We start from the raw sequence: 16964 nt of genomic DNA on the forward strand, positions 1-16964 counted from the left end.
GCCGTCTACCGTCGCCTCGGGAAGCACTGCCTCGTGGGTGTCGTGCCACGCGAGCGGGCATCAGGCGGGTCGACTCCCGAGACAGGCTCCTACACCGTATCGGGGAATCGGACTCAGAGATGACGCGAACCTGTCTCCGTCTGGCGCCGAGCCCGATATGCCCGAGTCTTGGTGCGGTTACCGCACACTCTCATGGAACACCACGAGCGCGAACGGTTCTTGGACGAGTCGACGAACGCCCATTGGCAGGTGCTCTCGGTGCACACCTTCAGTCTCGGCCACATCCCTTCGGCCTGCGCGCCCATCACCGCGACCGCGATCCTGGCCAGCCCGCCCGTCACCCCCGCGGCGACCGGTTCGAGGACGGGCCCGCCGGTCGTCAGGGTGACCCGTAGTGAGAGCCCGGCGAACGGGTGGGGCAGTCCCGGCTCATGGTCGTGGTTGTGGCGGAGCGCCACACGCAGGGCTTCGCGGAGGTCGACGGCCAGGGCCAGGTGGTCGTCCTCGGCCGTGTCCTCCGATCCGACCAGATCACGCCTGCCGAGCCACGCGGCCAGCGCCGCGGGGGACGTGAGCGTGTCGACCCCGCTCTCGACGTCGTAGGTGTTGACGAAGTCGCACACCAGCTCGGAGGGGTTGTCCATGGGTTCCATCACCTCTTCGAAACCACTGTATGCCATTAGGGGGTTGTATTCATTGCGACACCGCCATAGCTTTTTCACAGGTGTTTTTGGAGAGGGTCATGGGGTACTGGGCTCATCTCGCCCTTCAGGGGAACCGCAGGCGCGAGCCGCACCGGAGGAGAAATCATGCTGATCCGCTCCCGGCGGTTCAGTCCTCGTCCAGCGCCGTCGCCAGCCGGCGGACGCCTTCGATCAGCTCCGGGAGGTGAAGGGCCGCCACGTGGGTCACCCGGACCATGGGGCCCGGAGCCTCGGCCGGATAGTAGATGCCTCCAGGGCTCACCAGGACTCCCGCCCGCCTGGCCGCCTCCACCACGGTCTCCTCGTCCCGGTCGGGCGGGAGCCGTACCCACAGGTGCAGGCCGCCCCTGGGCAGGAGGTGGATCTCGGCGGCGGGTATCCGCGTGGCGAGCGCGGTGGCGAGCGCGTCCCTGCGTGCCGTCAGCTCGGCGCCCAGCCCGGCCAGGTGGCGCGGCCACGCGGATGAGCCGACGAACTCCAGCGCCGTCTCCTGCAGCGGCCTGGCCACGAAGAACGACTCCACGAGATGGGTCGCCCGCAGCCGCCGTGCGGCCGGACCCCGGGCGATGACCCCGGCGACCCGCATGCTGGGTGACAGGACCTTGGTGAGGGAGTTGACGTACACGACCGTGCCGTGGGCGTCCAGGGAGATCATCGGGGGCGGGGCCGGGGCCGTCGCGAAATACCTGGCGTAGTCGTCCTCGACGACGAACGCCCCCGCGGCTCGGGCGACGGCGAGCACCTGCCTGCGCCGTTCGAGGGTCAGCGTCGCGCCGGTGGGGTTGTGCAGGGTCGGCTGGCAGAAGAAGACCCGCGCGCCCGTGACGGCGAAGGCCTCCGCGAGAAGCTCCGGTCGCACCCCGTCGCGATCCATCGGTACGGCCGTCGCCCGGAGCCCGGCGGCCCGTGCGGCGGCGAGCGCCCCCGGATAGGTCGGGGTCTCGACGAGGATCGGGGCGTCGGGCGCGGCGAGGGCGCGGAAGGCGTGGGTGAGGGCGGACTGCCCGCCGCTGAGGATGAGGGCGTCCGAGGGGGTGACGTCGCCCCCCGCCTCCTGCGCGAACCACCTGCGCAGCTCGGGAAGGCCGGTCAGGGGCGGCAGCGCCCAGGCGTCGGGGCGGCGGAGCGCGCGGGAGGCGGCGGCCGACAGGGCCTTGGAGGGGCGCAGGGCCGGGTTGAGGTAACCGCCGGTGAGCGGGATGACGCCGTCCGGCGGAGGAGTGAGCAGACCGCTCACCGCCGTGTCGTCCACCACCCGGTCGCCGAGCGCCACCGTCTGCCAGGACAGGTCCGCCGTGCCGTTGGGGCGGGTGAGGACGGGGGCGACATAAGTCCCGCTGCCCGGTCTGGTGATCACCTGTCCTTCCGCGGCAAGCCGGGCAAGTGCCCGCGACACGGTCACCGGGCTGACACCGTGAACCCGCATCAGCTCCCGGCTCGATGGCAGCCTGTCTCCAGGGCGCAGCCGCGCCGCCTCCGCGCGGAGCATGGCCGTCAGCCGGACGATACTGCTATCGTCATTCATGAGAGACAACGATAGCGCTATCGTCCCCAGCCGAGTAGCGGTCGTCCCCGCGACGGATCTCGCGACCGGCCCGTGGGCCTCCCTGAGCGCGGCGTGGCGGGGAAGCGTCCTCGCGAGCCTCGGCGTGCTCTCCTTCTCGGGCTCGTTTCCGGCGACGGTCTTCGCGATGCGGGGGTTCGACCCCTACCTCGTGGCGATCGGGCGGGCCGCGGTGGCCGCCGTCGCGGCGCTGGTCCTCCTGCTGGTCGCCCGGGCGCCGTTGCTGCCGCCCAGGACACAGCTGCGCTCCTACCTCGTCATCGTGGCCGGTGTGGTGTTCGGGTTCCCCCTCTTCAGCGGGCTGGCGCTCGACGCCGGGGCGAGCGTCTCCCACGCCGGGGTGGTCATCGGCCTCCTGCCCGCCGCCACCGCGGCCTGCGCCGTCCTGCGAGGGGGAGAGCGGCCCCGGCCGCTGTTCTGGGTCGCCTGCGGCCTGGGAGCCGTGGCGATCACGGCCTTCACCCTCAGCCGGGGCGGCGGCCACGCCACCGGAGCCGACCTGCTCCTCGTCGGCGCGCTCGTGTCGGCGGCCGTCGGCTACACCGAGGGCGGGCGTCTCGCCCGCGAGACCTCCGGCTGGCGGGTGATCTCCCACGCCCTGGTCGTCGCCGCCCCGCTCACCGTCCCGGCGACGGCCGCCCTGGCGCTGACCACGGACACGCGTCCCGACGCGGTGTCGCTGGCCGGATTCGCCTACGTGGGGCTGGTCTCGATGTTCCTCGGCTTCATCCCCTGGTACGCCGGCCTGGCCACGGGAGGGATCGCCCGTGCCGGGCAGACCCAGCTCGCCCAGCCCCTGCTGACGCTGCTGTGGGCATGGCTCCTGCTCGGCGAGCGGTTCGGACCGGTCACGGTCGTGGCAGCGCTGGCCGTACTCGTGTGTGTCGCCATGACGCAGCGGGCACGCTCTTGAAAGATGTGACAGCGAGGCGCAAGATGTGAGCTGAAGCTGTCATAAAAGGGGTGGGATCATGACGGACCTGTCGATTCCCGAGGGCGGCTTCTGGCCTGCTCCGGAGATCCCCCAGCCGAACATCTACCCGATGGAGTGGCGGGTCGAGACGGAGAAGCTGGCGGCCATCTACGAGAAGTCCAAGCGCATGGTCTGGAATCCCGCGGACCTGCCCTGGGACGACCTCGACCCGGGCGACTTCACCACCGAACAGCGCCTCGGGATCATGTACTGGTTCTCGGTGCTGGCCAACTTCGACGCCTCAGGCCCCGCCGTCTTCGCCCGCGCCACCATCCAGGCGTTCGAGAAGCACGAGGAGGATCCGGTCCGCAAGTGCTTCTTCTCGATCACACGGGACGAGATGAACCACGAGGAGTGCTGCCAGCGCACCATCGCCAGACTCTGGCCGGGCGGGCCGCTGAACTGGACCCCGGCCACCGACCTGGAGAAGGCCGCCCACAACAACATCGGCTGGCTCTACCACAACGGGGGCCGCTACTGGACGGGCTACAGCAGCGCCGTCGGCAAATACACCCTGCCGGTGCTGTTCACCAGCTTCATGATGGGCGAGATGGCCGCATCCACCCTGTTCCGCGGCATGGCGAGCGGGACCAGGCACCCGGTCTTCGGTGACATGTTCCACCGCATCGGCCGTGACGAGTCGCGCCACCTGCAGATCTGCATGACCATCCTGGAGAACGAGTGGCCCGGCCTCACCGACGACGTCCGCTCGCTGATCACCCGTCAGCTCCGCGCGGGTTTCGTCTTCCTCTCCATGATCCTCTGGGAGCCGCCGAGCGGCTTCTGGGAGCTGCCGCCCTACTTCCTGCACAACCACCGCGTCCTGATGAACCACGCCCGCGAAGCGGGCCTGGGCGTGCTCTCCTACGAGGAACAGGCCGACAACTGGCGCGTGGCCATGGCCAGGATCCGCGCCATCGTGGAGCGCTGGGGAATCGAGTTCCCGGCCATCCCCGAACTCGACATCGACGGGGTCGAGGTCGACTTCCTCGATCCCGAGGAGATCATCCCGGTGTTCTGACCCTGACAGCCGGCCATCTCCGACCGCGCGGGGGAGAGGCGTTCCCGGCGAGCCGCGACCCCGTCGCGCTTGCGATGCGGCAGACTCGACCTCGCATGCACGAGCCGGTGAGAGCGGAGACCCGGATGTGGCGACCACCAGCCGGTCCGGGCAGATGACGATCGCCGACCGGGGTTCCGGCCGGCGACGCGTTCCGGAACCGCCCGTCGAGTACGGCCGGCGGGGACCCGGCAGGTGGGGACGGTGAGCCACGGGGCCGCGTCGGTGCGACGGTGGAGCTACGTCGTCCTGGTCCTGATGACCCTGACGCTCGCGCTGATCGCGGTGGCGTCCTGCGCCATGGGTGTGCAGGTGGCGGCGGCCCGCCGGGTCAACATCGCGGGCATCACCACCGCGTTCGTCACCGGCACCCTCACCTCCCTGGCCGAGTCGTTGATGTCGCGCGCCCCCTCCGGCGTCGCGCCTCGCGCCGTCATCGTCTCGGCCCTCGTCGCCGGTGCGCTCTGCTCGTCACTGCTCCTGCACCTGGCGCCTGTCTGGGCGGGCGCGCTTCCGCCGGTGTTCATGCTTCTCGCGCTCGTCACCGTCGCGACGCGCCTGCGAGACTTAACCTGGCAGAGGCGCCGGAGGTTGCGGTGAGCGGTCACAGTGACGCAGGGAGGACATGTCATGGGTGCAGGCCTTGCCGTTGGAGACACAGTCGAGGATTTCGAGCTCCCTGACGAGACCGGTACGGTGCGGCGGCTCGGCGACTTCCTCGCCAAGGGGCCGGTGGTGCTCTTCTTCTATCCGGCGGCGATGACGTCGGGATGCACGGCGGAGAGCTGCCACTTCCGGGACCTGGCGGCCGAGTTCGCCGCGGTGGGCGCGACCCGGATCGGGATCAGCCGTGACGCGGTCGACCGGCAGCGGCTTTTCGCCGAGACCAACCAGCTGGGATATCCCCTGCTGTCCGATCCGGACGGCACCGTCGCCCGGCGGCTGGGCGCCCGCCGCAGTATCGCCGTGGGTCCGTTCCTCACCCGCCGGATGACCTTCGTCATCGACGCCGACGGCCGTCTCCTCGAAGTGATCCACAGCGAGACCGGCATGCAGGCCCACGCCGACCGGGCTCTGGAGGTCCTGCGAGCGCGGGCCGGGGCGTGAGCCGGTGGTGAACCCTGTCGGGCTCCGGCCCTGCACACCTGATGAGGGGGCCGGAGCCGCGGGCGACCTCGCGGCGCGTCGGGCCGATCAGCCGATGGCGGCGGTGAGGGCCGGCAGGTAGCCCAGGTTCTGCCCGCGCTTGTTGGGGTGGTAGGCCTGCCAGGCGTCCATCGGCACGATGCGGGTGACCCACTCCCGCTGGATCCCGCCGGGGGCGCACACCCCGTGCCCGGCGAAGGCCGCGCTCACGTCGACGTAGCGGAAACCGGCCTTCTCCGCCTGCTCCTTGATGACCGTGTTGAGGTGGTCGGTGAGGAGGTTCATGCGCTGGCGCCTCCACTCGGCGACACCGCAGCCGAGGGAACGGCCCAGTTCGAACAGGTGCGGGTAGCCGGAGACGAAGACCTTCGCCCGCGGGGCGGCCTCGCGGATCGCACCGTAGGTCCAGGTGAGCTTGCCGGGGAGCACCTGGTCGACGAACTTCCCGGCCTTGTCGAGGACCCGGTTGCACTCGTCGGGGTCGCTGGTGGTCACGACGCACTTGACGATGGTCGACTCGAGGTCGGCGTCGTTGCCGCCGACGGTGAGGGTGACCATGGTGGTGTCGTCGTTCAGGGCGTCCGGGATCTGCTTCTTCACCACGTCCTCGGTCGCCGCGCCGCCGCAGGCGCCGTACTGGAAGCTGCCGGGGTGGTGGGCGCGGGCCCACAGGATGGGGTGGGAGTTGGCGCTACGTCGGCACAGTCCGCTGAAGGGGTCGTAGTTCCCGGCGCCGGAACCGGAGGCGAAGGAGTCTCCCAGGGCCGCGTAACGCACCGTCGTGTTGGATCCGTCGGCGGGGACGACGGTGGAGTCGGTGGTGGAGACGGGAGGGGGGACGACGGTGGAGTCGGTGGTGGAGACGGGAGGGGGGACGGGGGCGGAGTCGGCGGTGGCGGGGCTCGTGCCGACGCCGAAAGTGATCAGGGGAGCGGTGACGAGAGCCGCGAGAAGCTGGTGACGCACGGTGTTCTCCTGTGGCTGGGACGGCCGAACATGACGGTCGGAAATGTATTGACCACGCTGCGTGGCGACACCGTGCCGGGAGAAGAAATGAGGGAACGTCAACCCGGGATTGGTCTGCGCCGACCAGAGGTTGCCTGACAGGGGTGTTCAGGAGACGACGTGTTTACCGAAGGTCGGCCGTCGGCGGGACGTCGCCCGTCCGCTTGGCGCCCTGCGGACGGGCGGGAGTTCATGCGCGGCCTTCGCCGGCGCGATCCACGCCGCTCATTTCGCCTTGTCGGGCCATGCTTCGGGCTGTGCCACGTATGTGCCGCGGTGGCGGACAGTGAAAACCCAGCCCTGGTCGCGTAGGAACGCCACGGAGTTGCGGATGGTGACCTTGGCGACGCCGTACTGCTCCATGAGTGTTTTCTCGCTGGGGATCGCACGGTTCGGCCGGAATTCGCCCTTGCGGATGCGCTCGGCGATCTCGTTGGCGATCTGCTGGTAAAGGGGCGTCTTGCGAGGGGCCCGTGGGGTCTCCGGCTTGCCGACGAAGGTGCCCTCGCCCTGGATCGTGTAGACGAGTCCTTGCTCCCGGAGCTCTCGGGCGACCCGCCGCGCGGTCGTGCGGGCGACGCCGTACTCGCTCTCCAGTTCGGTCTCGCTGGGCATGGCCTCGCCGGGAGGGATGTCGCCGCTGGTGATTCGTTCGCGAATCACCTCTGCTATCTGCTTATAGACCGGTATCGGGCCGTCGCGATCAAGCACAGCTGAACACTAGTAGTACTTCGTTAAGTTACGAAGTGTTATGGGGCGCGTACATTTGATGGCATACGTGGCAAGCGCCGGTCCAGGTGGCGAGTAAAGCCTGGAGTTCGCCGAGAACCTCATACAAGGTCAGGCCGGCGCAGGGACTTTTGGGTCTAGCCGTAGTTCGGTACAGAATGCCTGCGCTAATGCGGCCAGGGTGACGTGGCGGTGCCAGCCGAAGAAGCTCCGCCCCTCAAAATGCTTGAGGCCAAGACCGGTATTGAGCTCCCGGTAGTCATGCTCGATCCGCCAGCGGATCTTGGCGAGCCGGACGAGTTCGCGCAGCGGAGTCTCGGCGGGGAGATTGGTGATCCAGTAATCGGTGGGTTCGGATTCGCCTGCCGGCCATTCCACCAGCAGCAAACGCGCAGGCAGGCTGCCGTCGGGGTTGCGGGGGATGTCTTTGTTGGCCAAGAGAACCGGTAGAGCCATGAAGCGTGATCGCATTTTCGCGCCTGGATTACCGCTGGTCTTCCTTGTGCCTTGCCGCCAGGTCACCCGCCGCAGATTCGCCCGCCCTGCCGCCAATGCGAGATTGCGCAGATTCGATGGCTTGCCTGGATAGCGTGGTCTCGGCGGGCGCCCCTTGCCGCTGTATTCCGGCAGTTCAGGCACCGCATCTCCGGGGTAGGCCGACAGATCATCGGAGACGGCCGCCACGTAAGACAGGCCGCGGTCCTCCAGTCCCAGCCGGAAAGCGGTGCAATCGCCATAACCGGAGTCAAAGACCACCGGAAGATCGGTGCCGACTCCCCACTCGTCGTACATCTGGTCGATCATGTTTAACGCCAGTCGCCACTTCTCCTGGTGACCGACGTCCTGAGGGATCTTGCACCGGTCGCGGCGCTTGTGGACCGTTTCCGCCTGAACCGGATCCTCGATCTTGGCCGGGTCCCACGACTCGGGGATGAACAGCCGCCAATTGACCGCGGACGAGGCATGATCGGTGACCAGATGTGCGCTGACGCCGATCTGGCAGTTTCCGGTCTTGCCCAGCGTCCCGGAATACATCCGGGCCACTCCCGGAGAATTCGGGCCGTCCTTGGGGAAGCCGACATCGTCGATGACGACCGCCTGCGGACCGATCCGTTCCAGCGCCCAATGTGTGAGGTTTTCCCGGACCGGTTCGTAGTCCCAGGTCGAGTCGGCCATGAATTGCTGTAACCGCTGGGTGTCAACTCCCAGACGCTCCGCCATCGGATCCATCGACTTGCGCCGCCCGTCCAGCATCAGCCCCCGCAGATACAACTCGCCGGTGGCGAGTTGATCACGGCGACGAAGCACCCTCCGCAGCATCTGATCTGCAAACTTCTCAAGCCGCGGGCGCACCGGCGCCATCTCGTCAGGTGTCACGACAACATGATCCCGAAGTGACTTCTCAAAATGATCACGCTAGGTGATCGACAATCTAACGAAGTACTACTAGACCAATGCAGACGTATACCCACAAACCAGACGTCTACCAGGACGAGAGGATACGAGTTGTAGACCGGAGGGAACGAGATGACTTATAGTCATGAGTTGTCGGGCGGAAGTCACCGGTGGGAGAGGGGCCGGCGTGTCGGAAGAGCGGCATCACGGGCACCACGTGGGGGCGTTGCAGGCGGCGCACGAGCTGATCGACTGGAGGCCGGAGCTGCCGAGGGCCGATCGGGTGAAAGTGAAGGAGCACACCTGCGACTGCAGGGCGACTTTCTACGAGCTGTGCCGGGCGGGCGGATTGATGTTCGTACGGCGGACGCACCGGCTGAGGGGAGTGGCGACTGTGCACGAGTCACCCTGGACGATCTCGAAGCCTGTGGAGGCGTTGTGGCTCCGCCTGCTGATCGGCAGTGCCCGTTGACGGCCGGGCACCCATGGCCTTACCCGGCCATTCAGTAGCTCCCTGCCTTCCCGTGGGGCCATGACGCTCGGGAAGGCAGGGCGGTGGTCCCGCGCCCGTTGAAGGGCGGATGCGGGACCACCACTCAAGGCTCCCGGCGGGCATCCCTTCCCACCACCCGCCGGGTTCCGCTCCCGGCGGGCTCACACGCAGCCGCCCGCCGGGAAGCGGTGGCCCCGTGCCGACCGGGTGGCACGGGGCCACCGTCAGGAGGTGATGCGGCGCCAGGCGGTGTCGGTGACGATCACGTGGTCGAGGAGGCGGAGGCCGACGGTCTCGGCGGCCTCACTGAGGCGGGCGGTGACCTCCAGGTCGGCCGGGCTGGGGTCGAGGGAGCCGCTGGGGTGGTTGTGCGCCAGGCCGAACGAGGATCCGCCGGAGGTCAGGACGGTGGTGATGATCTCGCGGACGGGGGCCGGCGTGTGGTCGCTGCCCCCCTCGCTGACGATCGTCTTGCGGGTCACCGCCCCGCTCGGGTCACAGACCACGACGATCAGACGTTCGTGGCTGAGGCCGCGCAGGAGCGGGGAGGCGACGGTGGCCAGATCTCCCGAGCAGGTGATCCGGCGGCGCTCCGGTTCTGACTGCGCCTGCCGTACGAGATGGAAGGCAGCGACGACCCGGGCGGCCTTCGCGGGGCCGATGCCGGGGACCGACATCAGGCGGTGGGCATCGGAGCGGGCCAGTCCGCGCAGGTCACCGCAGTGGGCGATCAGGTGGGAGGCGAGCTCCACGGCGTTGGTGCCCCGGCTCCCCGAGCCGATCAGCAGGGCGAGCAGCTCCCGGTCGGCCAGGGCGGTCGCGCCGCCCGACAGGAGGCGCTCGCGCGGCTGGTCGTTGGGGGGCATGTCCTTGACGCGCAATCGGCACCTCCGGCTCGGGAAACCAGATCGGTTGTATCAGGGGGCACCGACATTCCGGCGCCGCAGGGTGGCGTGCCGGTCACGCTCCGGGGTGTCTCTCCGGGAGCTCTCATCTGCCCCGTCCGAGCCCTGCCACCCGCTGGGCGGGGCCCGCAGGTGGGGGGCGAAGAGCCCCTCAGAGGGGGGCCAGCGTCCGCTCCAGGGCGTCGAAGGAGCGGTTCGGCAGGGCGATGTGGTCTTCGACGACGTCGTCGCCTGGGCCGCCGACGCCGGCCAGGTGGATCCGTGCTCGCTGGAGACGGCCCTGTCCGCATGGCTGGGCTCACCGGCCGTGGCGGGCTCGGACGCACCGGGGGCGTCCTGCCTGGCGGTCCCGGCGGTCTAGGGCTGCAGGGAGTGGGCGTAGACCAGGCGGTAGCGGTCGCCGGGGATGACGATGTCGCTGGTCTCGACCGGCCGGTCACCGGCCCAGTGGGTCCGTTCCACATGCAGCACGTGGATGCCTCCCGGAAGGGCCAGGGTGTCGCTCTCGGTGGGCTGGGGGACGCGGGTGTAGACCTGCTCCACTATCTCGGTGATCTTGAATCCGAGGGTGGACAGGCGGGCGACCGGGCCGCGGAGGTTCTCCTCGGCGGCGGCCTCACCGAACTCGGCGGGTTCGTAGGAGGTGGCGAGCTGGATCGGCCTGCCGTCCCCCCGGAAGACGTAGTGGGTGCGGGTCACCGGGGCGGAGTCGTCCAGGCGCAGTCGCTGGGCGATGTCCGGGGTCGCCTCCGCGGGTTCGGCCCGCCAGTCCCAGGTGGTGCGGGTGCCGTGGGATGAGACGTCGGCGCCGAAGGGGGTGTGGTGGTCGTGGAAGCGCATGCGGTGCAGGGGGAGCAGCACGGGCTGGGCCCGGACGTAGTGACCGGAGCCGACGCGGCCGACGATCAGCCCCTCGGCGGCCAGCACACGCAGCGCGTGACGGGCGGCCGTCTCGCCCACGCCGTATTTGCGGGTGAGCTGGGCACGGGAGGGGATCGGTGCGCCTGGGGGAAGGGAGCCGTCGACGATCTGGCGGCGGATGTCGGCGACGACGCGCAGGTAGACAGGATCGGAGGTTGCCACGTGTCCATCCCTGGGTTCGACAGGCGTCCCATCCTGTCGTATTCGATGGACAACTCAGGGTAATGGCGGTAATTTGGAGCTCCAACTTTGACGTCGCCCTGAAAGCGGCGGAAAATATCTCAGAGACCGTGTAACACCCGCGTAAGCGCCTGCGATTCATCGGTAGAGGCCGTCGATGTGTGTACCCCCGAGCACATATCGACGGTCTTCTTCATTTTTGAGGGGATGTTGACGGCGTGGAGCGGATGTAAAACCTCGCGTCTTTCTCATCCTTATGAGAAGCGATAGTCGATCTTCTACCTTCGGGTGGCGGCCGCACCCCGGCCGCACCTCGGCCGGAAGCCGTCGATCGGCGCGATGTATCTACCGCTAAGGCGGCAAGTAGGGAGTTTTGAAGGGGTATCCACCCTTGAGTCCAATGATGTACCGAGGCTAGACGGGGTGGCGGGGTCCACCGTCTGTAGGGATCCGGGTACCGTTCGGTCTATGGCAGTGCCAACTGGAACCTTCGACGCGCCCTTCGGCCGGATGCTGACCGCCATGGTCACGCCGTTCACCGACGGTGGCGCGGTCGACTACGAGGGAGCGCAGCGCCTGGCGGCCTATCTCGTGGACGAGCAGCGCAACGACGGTCTCGTCGTGAGCGGCACGACGGGTGAGTCCCCGACCACCTCCGACGACGAGAAAGATCGCCTTCTGCGCGCCGTCGTCGAAGCGGTCGGCGACCGTGCCGCCGTCGTGGCCGGGGCGGGCAGCAACGACACCCGTCACAGCGTCGAGCTCGCCCGCGGCGCCGAGCGCGCCGGGGCCCATGGTCTCCTGCTGGTGACGCCTTACTACAGCAAGCCCCCTCAGGAGGGCATCTACCGCCATTTCACCGCCATCGCCGACGCCACCGCCCTGCCGGTCATGCTCTATGACATTCCCGGCCGCAGCGGTGTGCCCATCCAGAGCGATACGCTCGTACGGCTGGCCCGCCATGAGCGGATCGTCGCGGTGAAGGACGCCAAAGCCGACCTGTTCGCAGGGTCGCAGGTGATGGCGGCCGCCGACCTGGTGTTCTACTCGGGCGACGACACCCTCAACCTGCCGTGGCTCTCGGTCGGAGCCGCGGGGTGTGTCAGCGTCGTCGGGCACGTCGTGGGCGCGGAGATCGCTGCGATGATTGAGCTGTACCGCTCGGGCGACGTCTCGGGCGCGCTCGCCGTCCACCGCAGGCTGCTCCCGGTGATCTCGGGAATCATGACGCAGGCCGGCGGTGCGATCATGGCGAAGGCGGCGCTGACCCTGGTGGGGCGATCCGCGGGACCGGTGCGACCGCCGTTGGCGGAGGCCACCGAAGAGCAGGTCGCGCAGCTGAGAGAAGACTTGATCGCGGGCGGCGTGAAGCCGTCCGACGGGGTTGTGTCATGAGAAGGAACGGGGCGACCGGCATCGGTCGCAGTGGGGAGGAACGGGAGTTTGAACGACAGAGGACACAGCCGTCCGCCGAAGGGCGGAGTGCTCGGCGAGGGAGCAGTCCTGGCGTCCGGGAGATCCGCCGACGTTTGTAAGAGAGGTGTGGCCGAATGAGTCACCCCCATCCCGAACTCGGGCCGCCGCCGGCGTTGCCCGAAGGCGCGCTACGCATCGTCGCGCTGGGCGGTCTCGGTGAGATCGGCCGCAACATGGCGGTGTTCGAGTACGAAGGCCGCCTGCTGATCGTCGACTGCGGGGTGCTCTTCCCCGAGCCCGACCAGCCGGGCATCGACCTGATCCTGCCCGACTTCGAATACATCCGGGACCGCCTGGACGACATCGAGGCCGTGGTGCTCACCCACGGGCACGAGGACCACATCGGCGCCGTGCCGTACCTGCTGCGCGAGCGCCGCGACATCCCGGTCGTGGGGTCGAAGCTGACGCTGGCGCTGATCGAGGCCAAGCTCACCGAGCACCGCATCCAGCCGTCCAAGATGGAAGTGGTCGAAGGGGAGCGGCACCAGTTCGGGCCGTTCGAGTGCGAGTTCTTCGCGGTCAACCACTCGATCCCGGACGCGCTGGCCGTCGCCATCAGGACGCCCGCGGGCATCGTCCTGCACACCGGAGACTTCCGGATGGACCAGCTGCCCAGCGACGGACGGCTGACCGACCTGGGAGGGTTCGCCAGGCTCGGCGCCGAAGGCGTCGACCTGCTGATGTCCGACTCGACCAACGCCGAGGTGCCGGGCTTCGTCACGAGCGAGCGGGAGATCGCGCCGGTCATCGACGAGGTGATCCGTACCGCGGAGAAGCGCGTGATCGTGGCGAGCTTCGCCTCCCACGTCCACCGCGTCCAGCAGGTCATGGACGCCGCGAACCACCACGGCCGCAAGGTCGCGCTGGTCGGCCGCTCCATGGTGCGCAACATGGGCATCGCCCGCGACCTCGGCTACCTGAAGGTGCCGCCGGGCCTGATCGTCGACTCCAAGGAGATCGAGACCTGGCCGCCGGAGGACGTGGTGCTCATCTGCACCGGGTCCCAGGGCGAGCCGATGGCGGCGCTGTCGCGCATGGCCAACCGTGACCACCCCATCAGGGTCGCCGAGGGCGACACCGTGCTGCTGGCCTCCTCGCTCGTGCCGGGCAACGAGACCTCCGTCAACAAGGTCATCAACGGGCTGGCCCGATGGGGCGCCCGCGTGGTGCACAAGGGCAACGCGAAGGTGCACGTCTCCGGGCACGCCGCCGCGGGCGAGCTGCTCTACCTGCTCAATGTGACCCGGCCGTCCAACTTCATGCCGGTGCACGGCGAGTGGCGGCACATGCGGGCACACGCCAAGATCGCCGCGCTGTCCGGGGTGCCCGGCGACCACATCGTGATCGCCGAGGACGGTGTCGTCGTGGATCTGCTCGACGGCCGCGCGAAGGTCGTGGGAGCGGTCCCCGCCGGTTACGTCTACGTGGACGGCACCTCGGTGGGCGACGTCACCGACTTCGCGCTGAAGGACCGCCGGATCCTGGGCGAGGAGGGCTTCATCTCCGTCGTCATCGTGGTCGACACCGCCAACGGCAAGCTGGCCGGCGGCCCGGAGATCCACGCCAGGGGATCGGGCATCGACCCCGACCGGCTGGAGGAGGTCCTCCCGCAGATCGAGAAGGCCCTGGAGGAACACGCGGCCGACGGGGTGGTGGACATCCAGCAGATCCGCCGGGTGGTCCGCAGGACCGTCGGGCGCTGGGTGAGCGACACCTATCGCCGCCGTCCGATGATCGTCCCTGTGGTGATCGAGGTCTGATCCCGTCACCGTACGGTGGCCGCACCGGCCACCGTACGGCCCCGATGCGGGCCGTCGCCCGTCGGGGTGATCGCGTAGACGGCTGTCCACGAGGGGCGCGGACGCGCTCGGCGATGGGCCTGCCGGAGGCGGAGAGCCGTCAGGACCGCGGCGTCCGGGTCGACCCGCCCCGGACGCCGACCTGGATGCCGGACGGGCCGCCGCGGGCGTCTGAGGGCCGCCGTGGGACGCCGCCGCTCGAAGGTCCGCCCCTGAGGTCACTCGACAGTGATGTCCGGCATATCGATCTCCAGCCGACATGTTGCATAACGTAATACTATATTCCACTACATGAAACAAGAAGCTGTCGTGGATGTGGTCGTGCTGGGCGAGCCGCTCGTGGAGTTCTCCGCGGACCGGGCCCTGTCCGAGGCCGGAACCTTTCACCTGTCCTTCTCCGGTGACGCGCTCAACGCCTCGGTGGCCGCCGCCGCACAGGGCGCACGGGTGGCCCTGGTGACCCGCGTGGGGGCCGACGAGTTCGGCGAGCGCCTGATCGGCTTCGCGGCCGGGCGTGGCGTGGACACGCGGTGGATGGTCAGGGGCGAAGGGCCCACGGGCGCCTACGCGGTCGGAGCCGACCCGTCGGGGGAGCGCGCCTTCGCCTACTTCCGTAACGGCAGCGCCGCCTCACGTATGAGCCCCGAGGACGTGGACCGCTCCCCGGTGGGGGACGCCCGCGTGGTGCTGCTCGGCGGCATCACGGCCGCCATCTCCGGTTCCTGTGCGCGGGCCGTACGGCACGCGGCCAAGGCGGCGTCGGGCCGGGTCGTCTACGACCCCAACTTCCGCTCCCGGCTCACCACCCCGGAGGCCGCCGCAGCCGTCCTGCGGGACGTGGCCCCGCATTCCGCCCTGGTCAAGATCTCCTCACCCGGCGACAGCGGCGCGCTTCTCGGCCTCACCGAGCCTCACGAGGTCGCCCGCGCCTGTCGGGCACTGGGCGCCGGAGCCGTGGCCGTGACTCTCGGCGAAGGGGGCGTGCTGCTGGCCGAAGGGGATGCCGCACCGGTACTCGTCCCGGCGTTCCGGGCCGCGGAGGTCGTCGACCAGACAGGCGCGGGCGACAGCTTCGCGGGCACCCTGGCGGCGTGGCTCGCCGGGGGGAAGAGCCTGCCGGAGGCGGTCCGGGCCGGTACGGCCGCCGCTTCGATCAGTCTCGGCGGTCGGGGCGGCACCGGCAGGGTGGCCGCTCACGACGAGATCGAGGCCATGCTCGGCTGAGGGCCGCCCGTCTCGCGGCGGGTCAGCGGCGGGCGGCGGGTGACGGGGCGCCGAGGGCCAGGGAGACCTCGCGGGCGGCGGTGACGACCTCGGGCGCGAACCGCTCGAGGTCGTCGCGGCTCATGTCCATGGCGAGAGCAGAGATGGAGATGCCGCCGAGCACCTGGCCGGTGTGGTCGAAGACCGGCGCTCCGACGCAGAGGACGCCGGGGAGATTCTCCTCGTCGTCCATCGCGTAGCCGCGGGCACGCACCTCGGCGAGGTGGGCCAGCAGGTCCTCGACGGTCGTCAGCGTGGTGGGGGTCATGCCGGGCAGGCCCGTGCGGACGCAGACGGCGCGGACCTCGTCGTCGGAGAGTTGGGCGAGCACGGCCTTGCCGATGGCGGTGCAGTGCAGACGCAGGCTCATGCCGACGCGCGAGGGCATCTGGTACGGCCGGCGGCCCTCGAGCTTGTCGACGTAGACCGCCTCGTCACCGCTGCGGATCGCGAAGTGCGTGGTGTAGCCGGTGCGTTCGTGCAGGGCGCTCAGCGCCCCGGAGGCCTGGCGGGCCGGGTCGAACCGGTGCATGACACGGCCCGCCAGGGTGAGGATGCGTGGGCCCGGCTCGTAGCCCCCGCTGCCGTCGGCCCGTGCGAACCCCCACTCGACCAACGACTGGAGGATGCGATGGACGGTCGACTTGGACACCCCCGTCGCGGCGGCGATGTCGGTCACACGATGGTGCTCGGCGATCGCCTCCAGCACCGCCAGCGCCTTGTCGATGGAACTGCCTTCCCTGACCACGCTCGTGAGCCTAATGGTCAGCGTGCCGCCGGCCGGCCCCGTCACCGAGCCATGGCCACAGCGCGCTCACACCGGTGCCGGTGTGGAGAGCACCGGCGCCGGCCTCCGTGCCGGAGTCAGACAGCGCTGTCGCGCAACAGATCGGTGATCTGCCGGGCGGCCTGGACCAGGGCGGCGACGATGTGCCCCTGGTGGGCCTCGTCGAGGCGGACCAGCGGGATCGAGGCGCTGATCGCGTCCGTCACCGGAAGCCGGTAGGGCAGGGCCACCGCGAAGCAGCCGAGCCCCGGAACGTTCTGCTCGCGTTCACTGGCGTAGCCGCGTGCCCGGGCCTGCTCCAGTTCGGCCAGGAGCAGGTCGCGGTCGAGGTAGGAGGTGCCGACGAGCAGGGCGCGCACGCCGATGCCGTAGGCGGAGCCCGTGGGGTCACACTCGACCCAGCCCCGGCCGACCAGAGTCTGCAGCAGCATGTAGAGGCTCGACTTGGGGTAACCAAGATCGCGCTGGAGATCGGCCAGGGTCAACCGGCGGTCGGCCCGTGCCAGCGTCTCCAGCAGCGCGATCGTCCGATCGGCCGACTTGACGGGGGCCCGCGTGTCCATC

General features: G+C 69.4%; 18 protein-coding genes. 9 read left to right on the plus strand and 9 right to left on the minus strand.

The features are described 5' to 3' along the window. Positions 1-113: 113 nt before the first annotated feature. Positions 114-680, minus strand: coding sequence for a CGNR zinc finger domain-containing protein (locus FHR32_RS24030; RefSeq protein WP_246467390.1), 567 nt, complete (start codon positions 678-680; stop codon positions 114-116). 151 nt (positions 681-831) lie between these two features. Further along, positions 832-2229: an aminotransferase-like domain-containing protein gene (locus FHR32_RS24035; RefSeq protein ID WP_246467392.1), complete on the minus strand. Its 1398-nt coding sequence runs from the start codon at positions 2227-2229 to the stop codon at positions 832-834. Here FHR32_RS24035 and FHR32_RS24040 point away from each other — a divergent pair. From FHR32_RS24040 to FHR32_RS24055, 4 genes are all read left to right on the plus strand, one after another. Then, positions 2228-3181, plus strand: a complete 954-nt coding sequence (locus FHR32_RS24040) for a DMT family transporter (RefSeq protein ID WP_184756780.1) — start codon at positions 2228-2230, stop codon at positions 3179-3181. The genes FHR32_RS24035 and FHR32_RS24040 overlap by 2 nt on opposite strands. A gap of 58 nt (positions 3182-3239) precedes the next feature. Continuing rightward, complete coding sequence (locus tag FHR32_RS24045) at positions 3240-4262, plus strand: hypothetical protein (RefSeq protein ID WP_184756781.1); 1023 nt, start codon at positions 3240-3242, stop codon at positions 4260-4262. A 243-nt stretch (positions 4263-4505) separates the two neighbouring features. Beyond that, entirely contained in the window at positions 4506-4901 is a 396-nt protein-coding gene (locus FHR32_RS24050; protein WP_184756782.1) for a DUF1275 family protein, read from the plus strand. A 30-nt stretch (positions 4902-4931) separates the two neighbouring features. Further along, positions 4932-5408 carry a peroxiredoxin gene (locus FHR32_RS24055; RefSeq protein WP_184756783.1) on the plus strand — a complete coding sequence of 159 codons (477 nt, stop codon included), beginning with the start codon at positions 4932-4934 and terminating at the stop codon, positions 5406-5408. A gap of 87 nt (positions 5409-5495) precedes the next feature. On the opposite strand, the gene FHR32_RS24060 is transcribed toward FHR32_RS24055, so the two are convergent. From FHR32_RS24060 to FHR32_RS24070, 3 genes are all read right to left on the minus strand, one after another. Next, positions 5496-6413 (minus strand): SGNH/GDSL hydrolase family protein, encoded by a 918-nt coding sequence (locus tag FHR32_RS24060; protein ID WP_184756784.1) that lies wholly within the window; start codon positions 6411-6413, stop codon positions 5496-5498. Between the two features lie 264 nt (positions 6414-6677). After that, the gene (locus FHR32_RS24065; RefSeq protein ID WP_184756785.1) at positions 6678-7163 is read right to left on the minus strand and encodes a GntR family transcriptional regulator; all 486 of its coding nucleotides are present in this window, start codon (positions 7161-7163) and stop codon (positions 6678-6680) included. 129 nt (positions 7164-7292) lie between these two features. Then, positions 7293-8558 (minus strand): IS701 family transposase, encoded by a 1266-nt coding sequence (locus FHR32_RS24070; RefSeq protein WP_221465336.1) that lies wholly within the window; start codon positions 8556-8558, stop codon positions 7293-7295. A gap of 205 nt (positions 8559-8763) precedes the next feature. Here FHR32_RS24070 and FHR32_RS24075 point away from each other — a divergent pair, with 205 nt between their 5' ends. After that, positions 8764-9048, plus strand: a complete 285-nt coding sequence (locus FHR32_RS24075) for a hypothetical protein (RefSeq protein ID WP_312882680.1) — start codon at positions 8764-8766, stop codon at positions 9046-9048. A 245-nt stretch (positions 9049-9293) separates the two neighbouring features. Here FHR32_RS24075 and FHR32_RS24080 read toward each other — a convergent pair whose 3' ends face one another. Continuing rightward, complete coding sequence (locus FHR32_RS24080) at positions 9294-9935, minus strand: JAB domain-containing protein (protein WP_246467397.1); 642 nt, start codon at positions 9933-9935, stop codon at positions 9294-9296. 247 nt (positions 9936-10182) lie between these two features. On the opposite strand from FHR32_RS24080, the gene FHR32_RS24085 reads away from it, so the two are divergent. Then, a complete protein-coding gene (locus tag FHR32_RS24085; RefSeq protein WP_184756788.1) occupies positions 10183-10335 on the plus strand; it encodes a hypothetical protein in 153 nt (50 codons plus the stop codon). Here the strand turns inward: FHR32_RS24085 and FHR32_RS24090 are convergent. Further along, positions 10332-11057: a GntR family transcriptional regulator gene (locus FHR32_RS24090; RefSeq protein WP_184756789.1), complete on the minus strand. Its 726-nt coding sequence runs from the start codon at positions 11055-11057 to the stop codon at positions 10332-10334. The genes FHR32_RS24085 and FHR32_RS24090 overlap by 4 nt on opposite strands. A 486-nt stretch (positions 11058-11543) precedes the next feature. Here FHR32_RS24090 and dapA point away from each other — a divergent pair, with 486 nt between their 5' ends. The 3 genes from dapA (at position 11544) to FHR32_RS24105 (ending at position 15574) form a co-directional block, all read left to right on the plus strand. Continuing rightward, positions 11544-12470, plus strand: a complete 927-nt coding sequence (gene dapA / locus FHR32_RS24095) for a 4-hydroxy-tetrahydrodipicolinate synthase (protein ID WP_184756790.1) — start codon at positions 11544-11546, stop codon at positions 12468-12470. A gap of 155 nt (positions 12471-12625) precedes the next feature. Then, the gene (locus tag FHR32_RS24100) at positions 12626-14311 is read left to right on the plus strand and encodes a ribonuclease J (protein ID WP_184756791.1); all 1686 of its coding nucleotides are present in this window, start codon (positions 12626-12628) and stop codon (positions 14309-14311) included. A gap of 330 nt (positions 14312-14641) precedes the next feature. Next, positions 14642-15574 carry a sugar kinase gene (locus tag FHR32_RS24105; protein WP_184756792.1) on the plus strand — a complete coding sequence of 311 codons (933 nt, stop codon included), beginning with the start codon at positions 14642-14644 and terminating at the stop codon, positions 15572-15574. Between the two features lie 22 nt (positions 15575-15596). Here FHR32_RS24105 and FHR32_RS24110 read toward each other — a convergent pair whose 3' ends face one another. Further along, entirely contained in the window at positions 15597-16361 is a 765-nt protein-coding gene (locus FHR32_RS24110) for an IclR family transcriptional regulator (protein ID WP_184756793.1), read from the minus strand. Between the two features lie 116 nt (positions 16362-16477). Further along, positions 16478-16963: a helix-turn-helix domain-containing protein gene (locus FHR32_RS24115; RefSeq protein WP_184756794.1), complete on the minus strand. Its 486-nt coding sequence runs from the start codon at positions 16961-16963 to the stop codon at positions 16478-16480. Position 16964: the final 1 nt, after the last annotated feature.

Origin of the sequence: Streptosporangium album (assembly GCF_014203795.1) — a bacterium.
GTDB lineage: Bacteria > Actinomycetota > Actinomycetes > Streptosporangiales > Streptosporangiaceae > Streptosporangium > Streptosporangium album.